This is a genomic window from Sporosarcina gallistercoris (assembly GCF_050459885.1).
Taxonomy (GTDB): Bacteria; Bacillota; Bacilli; order Bacillales_A; family Planococcaceae; genus Sporosarcina; species Sporosarcina gallistercoris_A.
In genome coordinates, this window is sequence record NZ_JBCMNO010000018.1 from 164,349 (window position 1) to 178,748 (window position 14,400).

14 protein-coding genes are annotated in these 14,400 nt (G+C 41.2%); 3 read left to right on the forward strand and 11 right to left on the reverse strand.

Annotation, left to right across the window (positions count from 1 at the left end; all coding sequences use genetic code 11):
• Positions 1–3: 3 nt before the first annotated feature.
• The 9 genes from ABE021_RS11450 to ABE021_RS11490 all read right to left on the reverse strand — a co-directional run bounded on the left by ABE021_RS11450 (position 4) and on the right by ABE021_RS11490 (position 7,160).
• Positions 4–459, reverse strand: a complete 456-nt coding sequence (locus ABE021_RS11450; RefSeq protein WP_430288821.1) for a GNAT family N-acetyltransferase — start codon at positions 457–459, stop codon at positions 4–6.
• 236 nt (positions 460–695) lie between these two features.
• Positions 696–1,412, reverse strand: coding sequence for a YetF domain-containing protein (locus ABE021_RS11455; RefSeq protein WP_430288822.1), 717 nt, complete (start codon positions 1,410–1,412; stop codon positions 696–698).
• A 187-nt stretch (positions 1,413–1,599) separates the two neighbouring features.
• Positions 1,600–2,283, reverse strand: a complete 684-nt coding sequence (locus ABE021_RS11460) for a copper homeostasis protein CutC (RefSeq protein ID WP_430288824.1) — start codon at positions 2,281–2,283, stop codon at positions 1,600–1,602.
• Positions 2,284–2,427: 144 nt separating this feature from the next.
• Entirely contained in the window at positions 2,428–2,805 is a 378-nt protein-coding gene (locus ABE021_RS11465; RefSeq protein ID WP_430288825.1) for a hypothetical protein, read from the reverse strand.
• Between the two features lie 227 nt (positions 2,806–3,032).
• A complete protein-coding gene (locus ABE021_RS11470) occupies positions 3,033–3,395 on the reverse strand; it encodes a hypothetical protein (RefSeq protein WP_430288826.1) in 363 nt (120 codons plus the stop codon).
• 900 nt (positions 3,396–4,295) lie between these two features.
• Positions 4,296–4,781 (reverse strand): N-acetyltransferase family protein, encoded by a 486-nt coding sequence (locus ABE021_RS11475; protein WP_430288827.1) that lies wholly within the window; start codon positions 4,779–4,781, stop codon positions 4,296–4,298.
• Between the two features lie 63 nt (positions 4,782–4,844).
• On the reverse strand, positions 4,845–5,081 hold the full coding sequence (locus ABE021_RS11480; protein WP_430288828.1) for a hypothetical protein: 237 nt from the start codon (positions 5,079–5,081) through the stop codon (positions 4,845–4,847).
• Between the two features lie 408 nt (positions 5,082–5,489).
• Entirely contained in the window at positions 5,490–5,828 is a 339-nt protein-coding gene (locus ABE021_RS11485) for a hypothetical protein (RefSeq protein ID WP_430288829.1), read from the reverse strand.
• 153 nt (positions 5,829–5,981) lie between these two features.
• Complete coding sequence (locus ABE021_RS11490; RefSeq protein ID WP_430288830.1) at positions 5,982–7,160, reverse strand: MalY/PatB family protein; 1,179 nt, start codon at positions 7,158–7,160, stop codon at positions 5,982–5,984.
• 224 nt (positions 7,161–7,384) lie between these two features.
• Here ABE021_RS11490 and ABE021_RS11495 point away from each other — a divergent pair, with 224 nt between their 5' ends.
• Positions 7,385–9,406, forward strand: a complete 2,022-nt coding sequence (locus tag ABE021_RS11495; RefSeq protein ID WP_430288831.1) for a penicillin-binding transpeptidase domain-containing protein — start codon at positions 7,385–7,387, stop codon at positions 9,404–9,406.
• Between the two features lie 322 nt (positions 9,407–9,728).
• The gene (locus tag ABE021_RS11500; RefSeq protein WP_430288832.1) at positions 9,729–10,928 is read left to right on the forward strand and encodes an iron-containing alcohol dehydrogenase; all 1,200 of its coding nucleotides are present in this window, start codon (positions 9,729–9,731) and stop codon (positions 10,926–10,928) included.
• A gap of 76 nt (positions 10,929–11,004) precedes the next feature.
• On the opposite strand, the gene ABE021_RS11505 is transcribed toward ABE021_RS11500, so the two are convergent.
• Entirely contained in the window at positions 11,005–11,475 is a 471-nt protein-coding gene (locus ABE021_RS11505) for a peptide-methionine (S)-S-oxide reductase (RefSeq protein ID WP_430288833.1), read from the reverse strand.
• A gap of 205 nt (positions 11,476–11,680) precedes the next feature.
• The gene (locus ABE021_RS11510; protein WP_430288834.1) at positions 11,681–13,489 is read right to left on the reverse strand and encodes a M3 family oligoendopeptidase; all 1,809 of its coding nucleotides are present in this window, start codon (positions 13,487–13,489) and stop codon (positions 11,681–11,683) included.
• 387 nt (positions 13,490–13,876) lie between these two features.
• On the opposite strand from ABE021_RS11510, the gene ABE021_RS11515 reads away from it, so the two are divergent.
• Positions 13,877–14,224: a hypothetical protein gene (locus tag ABE021_RS11515; protein ID WP_430288836.1), complete on the forward strand. Its 348-nt coding sequence runs from the start codon at positions 13,877–13,879 to the stop codon at positions 14,222–14,224.
• Positions 14,225–14,400 lie beyond the last annotated feature (176 nt).

The following is a 14,400-nucleotide window of genomic DNA, read 5'->3' on the forward strand; positions in this document are numbered from 1 at the left end:
AACTTAGTGGTTAAACTCAATCCGATGAGTTGTTTCGGACGCTGAATCGTCAAATTCAAAACCATTATGCCGATAAAACGCATCCGCTTTAGACGACTCTGTCTTGACAGTCAGCTCATGGAAATGTTTTTTTGCATGGTCAACAATCTCCTTCAGCAACAACGATCCTGCACCGTTCCTGCGTTCATTCGCTTCCACGTAAAAACGCTGAAGCCGGCCTGTCTCCTGATTTCCTCCCGGAACAGGAAAACGGTTCACGCCTCCTATTGCCACTACTTTCCCACTTTCATCCCTCACACAATACAAAGCTTCCCCCGCTGCTGAAAAAGTGTTGATCCCCCCTTTGTAGTCTTCGGCAAGCCGGGTCAGGAAACGATATCCCTCATCTTCACTCTCAGAAATAAGTGTTTCAATATTAAGTTCCGTCAAATCTTGAACTGGTTCGACTGTGTATGTCATGTCACTCGCTCCTCTATTAGTAAAATAGTAAAATATCTTCACTGTTACCTATTCCACACGTTTAGAGAAAAAACCTCCTTTGTGGGATAATTATAAACAATCAACTTAATCGGATAATTGCAGCACTACCACAGTATGCAGTGTCATCTGCAGATAGTGCAATGCGCAGGAAATCATCAATTTAATAAAAAAATAGAGAACCCTTTAACAATTAAATGTCAAAGAGTCCTCTATCGTTAGCGATCTTTCTCCACTCTCTCATCGATGTGAAGATCTCCATTTCCTTGAATTTCAGCATAGAAGACTTGATCGACACGATTGATACCTTTCTTTTTCAGCTGGTCATATACCCATTCTTCCGTTAAGTTAAGTTCCTTTAAATTTTCCAAAACGAGCTCGCCATCTGAAATTATCTCAGTAGGAATGTATTTCGGTTCTTTTGCAGAAGCCTTGACATCCGCTTTTGTCGCATTCTCTAAACCCGTCCGTTTCATGACACTTAAATTTCCATTGACTTCAAAGATGGCATAATATACGTCTTTGATAGAAAAAATGCTTTGTTCCCTCAGAAGCATATTCAAATCATTTAGTGTAAGTCTCGTCTTCCGTAAAGCACCTTCTTCAATTTTGCCTGCATTGATTACAATCATCGGTTTATCATCCAATAATACACGGGCTTTTTTTGATTTCATCGCAATATAGTTCATTAATATGGTTAGCGCTGCCCACCAGATCATCGCTACTAGTCCGTCCGTAAATGGCGTCTCCGATTCTCCAGCAATATCTGCCGCGATGGAACCGATTGTGATTCCCGTGACATAATGGAAAAACGTTAATTGGGAAATTTGTTTTTTCCCCATGAAACGAGCTAAAATCAGCAACACTAAAAACGCTATGGTTGTACGTAAAATCATTTCCCAAAAATCCACTTCGAAAAAATCCTTATGTTCCATCTTTCAGTTGCACCTCCGTCTTAGTGGAAGTATGCACCTGATCTCTAGAACCGATACGTTTTTTTAGTTGAAAGTTTCTTAGAAAGAATACGATAAAGTGCAAAAAGGCCGTTCCAAGAGATATTTCATCTTCTGGAATGACCGATTTAGTGCTGTGGTGATCGGTAACTCACGAAATAGTGTATTTTTAGCTCATCATGGATTTGATGCTCGTTATCACTTCTGGACTGATTGGATGCTGATAACTTTGGCGTTCCCGGACTGCGGATCCAAAATGGACTTCTGTGACACCAGTAGCTTCAAGAAATGCAGTCAAACCGTCGGGCGTCATACCGTTTCCAGCTAAAATCGTAACCGAAGTAGTTTTGGATTTCTTCACCAATTCACTGATTTTCTCAATCGATTCAGGAGCTGGTGCTGGACCGCCCGACGTGAGGATGCGTTGGATTTGAGGAAATTCCCCGAGTGTAGAAACAGCCTCCAGTTGATCCTCGATTTCATCGAAAGCCCGATGGAATGTAACATTCAAGTCTCTTGCTTCTTCTAAAAAACGCTTTAGATTGACGGTATCGACCCGATTGGCTTCATCCAGAATACCGATGACGATTCCTGCAGCTTTTGTCTGTCGAATATGACGAATATCCGAGAGCATCACTTGGATATCCTCTTCGTCGTAGCGGAACGTTCTACTATGAGGACGAACGATGACATGGACAGGAATCGAAACGCCTTCAACGACAGCTTCAATTAATCCCAGACTCGGCGTCAGTCCGCCTTCAGTCAGTGCTGAACATAATTCCAGCCGGTCTGCTCCTGCGCGTTCAGCTGTACGGGCATCTTGCAAGCTCGTTGCGATAATTTCAAGTTTCAATATCGAAACCCTCCTCTCGAATGAAAAGTAACCACCCATTTCCTGACTTATAGGAACAGAATGAGGAAACTAGTCAGGTTTATACTATACGCACCACATCTACCTATTCAAATCAAATGGAAAGTAAATGTGATTTCGGTCCCCTCATTTTGTCTCCTCTACTCTCAAATTCTTAACTTCACGTATGAGCTCGATTACACTAATCGCAATCACTAACCACAGGACCGGACTGGACAATGATAGTCCAACTTGTGAAACACCACCTATTAAAGTGAACACAAGAATAAGCACAAACAGGTAGGACATGAAAGCTGCGCTCCACAGTAAATCGGATTTCGGCGAATGCGTTTTCCGGAGTCTGGTTACAAAGAAACCTAACAATACGATAAGAAGCATAAGGAGAATGATAACCTGCTTTGGGACACTGAGTAGATTGTTCAACCCGGGAAAGAAATCATATGCCATGATAATGGTAAATGAGCTCATAATTAGCGCGAATGGAATCCAACTCTTTATGTTCACTAATACCTCCTCCTCGCAACTATAAGATGTATTAACAGAATCATTCATTATTCACCAAAAACATTCCAGGAACCCCGGTTCTTTCGTTTTGACCCTTTTAAGCCTCTCCAAAACTTTGCAATCTTTAACTGCATCTGTTAAATGGTAAGGATTATCAAACTGTCATATACGCTATATAGTTGTCATGGATTATTTAATAAACAACAAAGTACCTATCCACAAACTTCTTAACTGGTAAGTAGCAAATATAAATAATTCAATTCCTCTACTATACGGCTTAGATCGAAAAATGCTTGGACTGCTATATAAAATGCAATCGCCCCAAAAGAGGTAATAAGCAGAGCGTACCCATTCAACATATTTCTTTTTTTCTTATAAAGAATAACGAGCGTCACTACGATGAGTAAGAAATAAGATACCGATAATATTAATTCTATCCACTCTAAATAAGCGTCATTGACAGCAGTCATGAAATTCTCTAAAACGTTTGCATTCTCTTCATTCTCTTCAATCATTGAAATCTTCTCCTTATAACCAACTATCCAGGAATAGGTTTCTTGTTCTTTAGATACGGAATAGAAATAGTCCATTCCCGCCCCCTCACTGAGGATAGTCGAAGATTCTTCGGAGCTATCATTTACACTACTGGAACAAGCCGACAACACGAATATTAGAAAGAAAAACAGTGACAAACTATATTTTTTCAATTAAAGTTCATCCTTATCTTGAGATTGTAATGTATGTATTCTTCCTCAGCAATTATATTAGAAAGGAATCTTTCTCTACTTGGCGAGTCTTCTCGTCATTGTTGTTTCTTGCAAGTCACCGATGACCAAAAACTCTCCTTTACTACGACTGCTTTAGCTTATTCCCCGAAGTTTTCAAAACATTTTTCAATTATTCGTTCATCCGCCTGATGGTTATTGTTCATTTGTATTATTATTGCGTTCCCTATTATCACGATAATGATACAGTACTGTCGCTGCTATCTTCCTTTTTCACTCATTTTTCACCTTCTTTTACCAATTAGAAAATGCGTTTTATTGTCACTTACTTATTTGAGAATGCAATTGACCTATAAAAAATATCACTAATTGTTTCAAGCGTTGACAAAGGATGATGCCTGACAGATGTAAAGCTACAAGAGCCCGTGTGAGTGTCTACGCTCCTAGGACAGGTTTCGAATCGTTAATTAGCATACGCACAACAGCGGCCATAATCGACACTGTTTTTCACTCAACACAACAACACTCACTCTTTCACATTTTCTAGTCATGAAAATTCAACTTGTCAGTGGTATTGAGATGATTTCTTCGTTCCGAAGTAAACCCATATGTAGTAAACAATCCAGAAAGTAATGGGAACCACAAAGAAAAAAGCAATTTGGGTCGGCGAAAGATTGAAAAGTAGAAGCATTCCAACTAATATGAACGGCGAAAGCAGAGTGAAATACTTCTTAATAGTTCGTCATGTCCCCTCTTCTCTCAACCTTAAATGGCATAACGCATCCGGATGGATTGAAGCTTGTGGCCATCAAAGTCTTCTTCGAATTCATCAATTACGTCGAAGCCTTTCGCTTCATAGAACGTTTTACCGATTTGATTTTCAGCTTCCACAGTCAATACGATCGTTTTTGCATCATCTAAAAAATTCATTCCTTTTAAAAGCAATGCCGTTCCGATTCCCTGACCTTGAGCATCCGGAATGAGATAGATTGCTGCCAATTCAGATTCTCCTGCTTCGTTTACACGGGTAAAGTTTGCAAACCCCACCACTATCCCTTCTTGTTCTGCAACGAGCATGACTGAGTTTTGAATGCGTCGCGACATCATATCATCGCTATAAGCATTCTTCAAAAACCTTTCTTGAACATCCACAGGTATGATGGCATCATATGTAGCATTCCAGCTGAGTTTCGCCACTTTTTGAACTTGCTGAGTGTCTTCTGATTTCATAGTTCGGATTTTGAATTTCATGTTCATCACTCCTGTTTATTATTTCTTCTATGATTGGCACATCCGCTAAACACGAGTACCCTTTCATTCCGACCAATCACCTCGTTCGCGTAAGTACTGTTCATAGGCTCGCTGTACTTTATCTTTTTTCGGAGAGGTTTCGAACACTTTTTTATGAATATCATTCAGTAAATACACTCCCCAGAATATACAACCCGCCACAATTCCAAAAGCAAGGATACCACCTGCAACAGGACCCGCAATCATAACTAAAAAAATACCCAGTATCAATGCCAGTGCAATAAAACCTAATAGTGCCATTTTTATTCCCCTTAGTTTTATAAGTTAAAGTTGTTTACATAGAAATTCATTTTATTCCAATCAGTACAAATAGAAATAATAAGAAAAGCCAAAAAAGGGTATTCACTATTTCAGAATGGATCACTTTTTTATCCGCTTTATTTAAGTAACTAACAACTACATCAATAAGAGAGAGGATTGTTGAGAGTAGAAAGAGCCATATTAAATAATAACGGTCAAACTGATTGAAGATACTCTTCAATAAAAAATATAACATTAAAATAATAATGAAGATTTTAACGATTTTCAGAATCTTCGAAGTGCACTTAATAATATTCTCTTGAAAGAAAGCTGCCATTCTTCTCCTCACCTCTATTCATAACTTGCATCCTTATGCTTAGCAACTCGATTGAATTACAACACTTATTTTCAATTAAGAGGTCCATACATTCCTACGAACTCCCCAGTATATGCATTTATCACAACCGTGACTTGTTTGCTCTCATATTCCAACACAACTTCCCATTTTCGTTTGTTCATAAGTCCACTCCAAAATCCTTGGTGCTTGGTTAACTCAGTCCGGTTCACTTTCAAAGAAACAATCTCCTCTCCCTCTTTCGGAAAGGATGTTTTCCATTCCTCCGGTGGAGTGACAAGATGTTTTTTTGCATGATCGATTGCCTCGTTCGTTTCAAGAATAGGTTTTTGGTAGGAGTATGCGAAGCCAAATAAAGTGATGATGCATATTGCCAATATGATTCGTTTCATAGTTGAACTCCTTAAATGGATTAGCTTGCTAGCACATAGATTTGAGGGACATTTCTATCGCTTTTTCTCTCCTAACAAAAAAGAACCTCTTTAGACAATTCTATCCAAAGAGGTTCTTTTAAGCAATTCAATTTTTTTACTATTCTTATTCATTCATACAGACAATGTATTCACTGCATCTTTAATCTGTTTTGCTGCTTTTTCGACAATAGAGCGGGAACATGCAAGGTTCATACGGACAAAACCTTCTCCGCCTGGCCCGAACACTTTTCCTTGGTTCAATGCTACGTGCGCTTTCGATAGGAAGAAAGTTTCCAGCTCTTCAGGAGTCATCCCGAGATCCGTACAGTCAATCCACGCAAGGTACGTCGCCTCTAATGGTAAAACCTTCATCGCGGGAACATACTCTGCAAAATAGTCCGTGATAAACTTCAAATTTCCTTCTACATAGTTCATCACTTCATCCAGCCATTGGCCGCCATATGTGTATGCGGCTTCCGTTGCAACAGGCCCAAATGAATTCGGCATGCCGATTGCATTTCTATCGGTTTCTGCAGCAAATTTCTCACGCAGCTCTTCATTTGGAATGATGATGTTGGACGTTTGCAATCCTGCAAGGTTGAACGTTTTACTAGGCGCTGTGCACGTAATACTATTTTGAGCGAATTGTTCTGAAAGTGAAGCGAACGGAACGTGACTTCCTTTTTTGAACACGAGATCCGAATGGATTTCATCCGAAATAACTAGAATTCCATGCTCCATACAGATGTCACCAAGTCGTTGCAAGTCTTCTTTTTTCCAAACAAATCCACCAGGGTTATGTGGATTGCACAGCATCAATAACTTTACAGACGCATCGATTTTCGATAAGAGATCCTCAAAATCCATTTCATACGTTCCCTTATTGTTGACAAGTGGGTTAAATACGACTTCTCGCCCGTTCGTTTCTGTCACTTTCATGAATGGATAGTAGACAGGCGGCTGCACAATGACCTTATCTCCCGGGTTCGTATATGCCTGAACAGCCAAGCTCAATGCGGTTACGACTCCTGGACTGTGACAAATCCATTCTTTTTCAATCGTCCAATTATGGCGCGTTTTCATCCATTCTATGATAGATTGATAATAGCTTTCTTCTCTGATTGTATAACCAAAGATTCCATGAGCTGCCTTATCAGCAACAGCTCTTGAGACTTCTTCTGGCACTTTGAAATCCATATCGGCAACCCAAAGTGGCAGCAAGTCTTTTTCGCCGAACAACGCTTCTGCGCCATCCCATTTCACGCTCGATGATTTCATGCGATCTACTACTGTATCAAAATTGTATTTCATGCTGTCATTCTCCCTTCCACCTTCTTAAATTTTGATTCTGATTCTGATTTCATTATTATCCTATCGCTATCTAGGGAAAGTGTACAAAAATCGGCTTACATAACACAGATATAGAGATAACATTACAATTTGTTATTTAATTTCTGACTAAGGTCTAGTACGATGGTTATATGGAAGAAAAGGACAGACCGACTATAGATGATGGATGAAGGGGGTCATTTTTTTTGAAGAAACTAATGTATGTCATCTCACTTTTACTTGTTTCCATTCTTCTGACAGGATGCAACGAGAAAGAAACGCCCGAAGACCGGATGAAAGCATACGTCTCGACTTGGAATGAAAGTAAATTCCCTGAAATGTACAGCAGCTATTTAAATGAGGAAACGAAAAAAATGTTTGATTCTGAGGAGTTTGTCGACAGACAAGATAAATTGGCAGAGGATTTAGGATTCAAAAATCTGAAAGTCACTTATACAAAACCTAAGGAAGATACAGAATGGAACGTAGAGAAACCAGCTGTCTTCCCTATTCAAATATCGATGGATACCATAGCAGGTCCTATCACATTCGAAAAGGAGATGACATGGCACTACGAAAAACTGAATGACAAAGAGACTTGGTACGCTGAATGGGACCCCTCTTTCATTCTCCCTAAGCTGACGGCGAAAGATAAGATTCAAATCTCTACAATGCCTGCAAAACGCGGGAAAATATTTGATCGTAAAGGGAATCCTCTTGCTATGAATGGAACTGGCTATCAAGCAGGTATTGTGCCAGGTAAGTTTACAGACGAAACGAAAAAAAACGAGCTGGCGAAACTGCTGAATACAACGGTTGAATTCATCGATGGGCAACTCAACCAAAGCTGGGTTCAACCTGATTATTTCGTACCGATCGCTCCAGTTCCAAAAAACAATCAAGCATTGTTGGAACAGCTCCTCACCATTCCAGGGGTCACCTACCAAGAAACCGAAATGCGGGAATATCCTTATGGCGAATCTGCCGCCCACTTAGTAGGATATATCGGAAAAATGACAGCTGAATTGTTGGAAAAACATAAAGACGAGGGCTATAAGGAAACGGATTTAATCGGCCGGCAAGGGCTTGAACGGATTTTGGAAGATCGTCTGAGGGGGAAAGACGGTGTCGGAATCTATATTAAAGGACCGGAGACCGGTGCTACCCTTCAAAAAGTAGTGGAAACCGAAGCGGTTAACGGAGAAGATATTTCGTTGACGATCGATGCAGAGCTGCAAAAGAAAACTTTCGAAGCGATGAAAGGCGAACCTGGAGCGAGTGCGGCTGTTGACCCGATGACAGGTGAAACCTTAGTTCTTGTCAGTTCTCCGAGCTTCAACCCCTCGGAATTCATGGTGGGAATTAGTGGCGAACGCTACAAAAAACTCTCAGAAGATCCACTGAAGCCATTATTTAACCGTTTTGCAGCAGCCTATGCACCTGGATCTTCCATTAAGCCAATCACGGCGGCGATCGGTATTGAAAAAGGCACGTTAGATCCTAAAAAAGGACTTTCAATTACAGGAAAGACGTGGCAAAAAGATTCGTCATGGGGTTCATATAAGGTTTCCCGGCTGCACCCGGAAGCACCCAACCCACTCGATTTGAACAATGCACTGGTTTTTTCCGATAATATTTACTTTGCCCAACAAGCACTTGCCATTGGACGCGAAGATTTTACCAAGTCATTGAAAAACTATGGATTCGGAGAGGATATTCCTTTTATGCTCAACTTCTCTCCATCCCAAATTTCAAACGATGGCAGCATCGGTTCGGAAGGACAGCTGGCAGATACATCTTTCGGACAAGGTCAGATGTTAGCAAACATCCTTCATCTTGCTGTAATGTATGAACCATTTTTGACGAATGGAATTATGTATAAGCCGACATTGTTATTGGATGATAAAACCCAGCAAGTTTGGAAAGAAGAGTTATTAAGCAAGTCAACAGCCGATGAGTTGAAGCAAGATTTGAGAAACGTCGTCGTGGACGGCTATGCTCAAGCAGCCAATATTCCCAACATCCCCCTTTCCGGCAAGACCGGAACGGCTGAGTTGAAAAAATCGAAAGCTGAAAGCGGACAGGAGAATGGCTTTTTCATAAGTTATAACTCAGCTAACCCCACTTTCATACTTGCCATGATGATTGAAGATGTTTCCGACAACCAAGGCAGCGGATATGTAGCTGAAATAGCTGCAAAGGTCTATCAAGCATCTGCGTCACAATGAAGACACGACCATTCTCTAACATTAGAGTGTGGTCGTTTTTTCAATTTCAATGAAGTTCCTTTCGGTCAAACGAGAAACAGTCAGAGATGCAACCAGGTAGTTGTGATGATTAATGAAAGACTAAATGAAACACCGACTCAATTCATATGAAAAGAATACAATTGCCGATGGGGTACCTTTCACCTATCAACTAATCCTCTACTGATTGATAACATAAAAAGGCGATACCCTCTCAAGACTTGGAAACCCGATCTTATTTTCAAATTGTTTTGAACTTGACACTCTAGTACACTGAAGTTATGAATAACAAAGGAGAGCGCTTATGAATCCACTATATTGCAGAACTTACCAATTCGCATACAGAACGGTTGCACAGTTTCTTCCCTGGCGTCACCCTCTCTTGCTGGAAGGGGAAAATAGTTTACTGGAATTGCCCGACTTACTGCGTCGGCAGTCGATTCAAAACGTACTTATTGTAACAGACCAAGGTCTTGCACAACTCGGGTTGATGAATCCTTTGTTGGAAGGGTTAACAACAAGTGGTATACAATTTGTCGTGTATGACAAAACCGTCCCGAATCCGACAATAGAAAATATCGAGGAGGCTTATTCCTTATACAACTCTTCAGAATGCGAGGGGATCATTGCGTTCGGCGGTGGTTCACCTATGGATTGCGCAAAAGGTGTTGCGGCCAGGGCAGCCCAACCAAAGAAAACCCTAGCACAAATGAAGGGACAACTGAAAGTCCGAAAAGCGATTCCCCCGCTCATCGCAGTACCCACAACTGCAGGCACTGGGAGTGAAACGACAATTGTCTCAGTTGTTTCAAACAGTGAAACGCATGAAAAGTATGCCATCAATGACCCAGTTCTCACGCCGCACTTCGCTGTGATGGACCCTTTGTTAACCGTGGGCCTTCCAAAGCATATTACTTCTACGACTGGCATGGATGCGCTCACACATGCAGTTGAGGCGTATATCGGACGGAGCAATACACTACAAACAAAACAGTGGAGCCAGGAAGCAACGAAACTGATATTCGAAAACCTCTATGAAGCGTACAAGAATGGAAATAACCTAAAAGCACGGGCCAACATGCAGCGTGCTTCTTTTCTAGCAGGAAGAGCTTTCACTCGGGCATACGTCGGCTACATCCATGCGATCGCTCATACGCTGGGCGGATTTTATAACGTCCCTCATGGACTCGCAAATGCAGTCATCATGCCGCACGTTCTTGAGTACTATGGAGAAGCAGTCCACAAACCCCTTGCAGAGCTGGCGGAGTTAACAAGCATCACAGACTCAACCGACTCCGATGAAGTGAAATGTAAGAAGTTCATCGAGGCCATTAGGCAAATGAATGAAAAAATGGACATCCCTGAGACGATCAGTAGTATTAAGACACAAGACATTCCATTAATGGTGGACCGTGCTTATAATGAGGCTAACCCGCTCTACCCTGTCCCAAGGATTCTGAATAAGAAGGACTTGGAGACACTGTATATTTTGATAAAAGCGTAAACGTTGTTATGACAAAGCCAGATTCCCATGTAGCGAATCCAAGGAATCTGGCTTATGGTTTTAAACGTAATCCCACTTATTTGTATTTCCTCATCAGATCCTTTGGAATATGACAATAATCGTCAGGATATCTCTCCAACCTGTCTTGATGTTCCTCTGCACTTTTCACATAGTTGGTGAGAGGCCGTACTTCAACAACTATACGGTCATGATCAGATCTTTTCTTTAAAAACGCTTTCGCTTCGTCTAAGTGTTCTTTCTCCTCACTGTATACTCCCGTTCTATACTTTTCACCTACATCTTGCCCTTGCTTATTCAAGCTATATGGGTCAATGATTTCAAATAAATACCCCATTAGTTCGGTAATCGTAACCACTGTCGGATCAAAACTGGTTTTCACACACTCTGCGTATCCATCATAATCTCCTTCTAGTGTCGGACTGGTGCCATTCGCTCTCCCTGCTTCTGTAAACTCAACACCAGGTAATGTTTTTATGAAAGCTTGTACGCCCCATAAGCATCCGCCTGCAAAATAGATTACCTCCATATGGACTCTCCCCCTTCTTCTGCAAAGCTAGCTGATTCTTTCAAACAACTCATCCATCAGAACGAGTAGAAATTTGATTTTACTGCAAGTATTCATCGGGGTAAACAAACAACCTCTTGGGTGAATATTACCTTCTAAAAAGGCAGTCATTATTAAAAGATACGGATCCCACTTTCGGTAGTGGGATCCGTATCTTTCTCTTTTTTCACTTCTGTAATTGGTTAGTCAATTCAACGAACTCTTCAACGTCTTTTCCAATGAGTTCAATTCCAGCTGCCCAGAACTCTTGCTTCGTCACATCTACATCCAAATGCTTCTTGGCTAAGTCTTCAACTTTCATAGATCCCGTATCTTTTAACAAAGAAATATACTTCTCTTCGAATCCTTCTGGATGTTTCAAGTATTCTGCGTAGATTCCGAGACTGAACAAGTACCCGAATGTATAGGGGAAGTTATAGAACGGCACACTGTCGATAAAGAAATGTAGCTTAGCTGCCCAGAAATGTGGATGATAAGAAGAAAGACGATCGCCAAATGCCTCTTTTTGTGCTTCCACCATCAACTCATTCAGACGTTTTTCAGAAACAATCCCTTTTGCGCGCTCTGTATAGAAGCTATCTTCAAATAGGAAGCGAGCACGGATATTCAAGAACATTGCGGTTGCCCCTTCTAATTTATTCGCTAAAAGAGATATTTTTTCTTCATCTGTTGCAGCATTTTTCACCGTAGCATCCGCAATGATGGTTTCTGCAAAGGTACTGGCGGTTTCTGCTACGTTCATCGCGTAACCTTGGTTCAGTTCTGGCAAATCTTTCATGACGTGACTATGGAACGCATGTCCTAATTCATGGGCTAGTGTACTTGTATCACTCGGAGAACCTGTGAACGTCATGAAGATACGGGATTCTTCAAACTCAGGTAAGCTTGTACAATACCCGCCTGGACGTTTGTTCGATCGATCTTCTGCTTCCACCCAACGGTTTTCAAGCGCGTGTTTCGTGAAATCCGTCAATTCAGGTCCAAACAGAGCAAAATTCTCAATTATGAAATCACATGCCTCATCATAAGTGAAACGTGTCGGTTCTGTTCCCCCTATTGCAACAGGGGCATCGACGTCTTGCCAGCCCAGCTTCTCCATCCCTAACAACTTCGCCTTTTGTGTTAAGTAATCAAGAAACGTCTGTTTCTGCGCGTCGACTGCAGACCACATCGCGTTTAGCGTCTCTTCCGTCATTCGGTTATATTCAAGCGGTTCTTCCAAGTGACCTTTCCTGCCATGTGCTTCTTGCAATGTTAAGCGATACCCGGCTAAATGATTCAGAATGTCTGCAAAGATCGGTCCATTTTTAGTCCAGACCTTCTCCCACTCTTCAAAAAGTTCTGTACGCACTTTTGCGTCAGGGTCTGCATACATTTTGTTCATCGCTTGTCCTATTGACAACTCAGTTGTCTGGCCATCTTTATCTGTAAAAGGAATCGTTAGGATAGAGCCTACCGTATTATAAAGATCGCTCCACGCAGCTATCCCGTCCTTATTCAATTTGGCGATCAGTTTCTCTTCATCCTCAGACAAGAGACGTTTCCCGTGTTCACGTGTTTCCTCTAGTGAGAAACTGATTTCTCTCAAGTCCTCATTTCGAAGAAGTTCATTCCATTGGTCCTCTGATATGGCGATGAGTTTTTTAGTGAAAATCGTTGACAGCTGCTGAATTTCGCTGTACAGCTCCATCACTTGTCCTTTAACAACACTTGCATGTACATCATCCATGAATGCATCATGCCACATGTTAATGAATGTCCCCACCTGGCCCAAACTTTTATTGATGACTTCCTGCTTCTTTAGTATTTCCAACAAAGCGGATGCATCGTTTTCTGATTCACCGTTCCAGGACGTTAACTGCTCCTCGTAGACGGCAACCTCTTCTTTTACAGTCGCTAGTTTAGTTTGCACTTCTTCTGAATTCGTTCCGCCTTTGAATATACTTTCCAAATCCCAAGTATCTAGATATTTCATTCTCAACTCACTCCCCTTATCCTTCTATTGTAAACGCTATCACTCAATTTAGAAAGGTTTGTTAACTAAGACAATTCAATTGTTAGTATGTAAAAAATGGACCCGGGATTTCTTCTATTCTTCACCTTATTACGCATCTTTCGAAAGCTGTCTATTATAATAATATTAGCTCGGTGTATAATGATAGCGACTGGATAGTACGTACTATTTGAAAACAACTGTACGACTCATTCTGCATTGGAGAAAAATCATAAAACTGCATAACAGGGAATTCGTCGAAAAAGTTGAACCAGTTCAATTTTCGCTTGAGCAGCTTCTGAAGTGTAAATCTTGCATTCAAAAAAATATAATGAACTCTGTAACGGTCTGCAAAATGGGGGGGATCATATGAAATTCATTGAAGCACGGGTAAAGAAGTGGTCCAGCAAGAAGTTGTATGAACGGCTCACTCGGCTGAGAGACGAAAAGTCTCCGGACACCAAGTCGATCAGCGCCATCCTTTCTGAAATCGCCAAGCGAGATCCCGCAGAGTTCGAGACTGGAAAACTTGAAGCAATAGTGGAAAAGTACAAGCGTCATGCCGTCATGGAAAGCACAGACATCCTCCACCTTGAAATCAAGTACAACGAGGATTATCTCGCCAAGGCAGCATTTGAGACTGATCCGTTCGAGCGAAAAATTCGTGCGGCGCAGCTTGAAGTGGTTCAAAAGGAACTAATGCGTCGGAAAAACTAGAACAATCGGATTGAAAAGCTATTTCATTAAATAGAGTCTACTGCAGTGGAACCTTCAAATGATATTGCAGGGATATTCATCCCATTCCTAAAAAGTATAACTTCTTCCTTTATTGAGAAACGATGAAATATGAAACATGCGTCATTCTGTAGTGAAACACATCCTGTTGATACAGT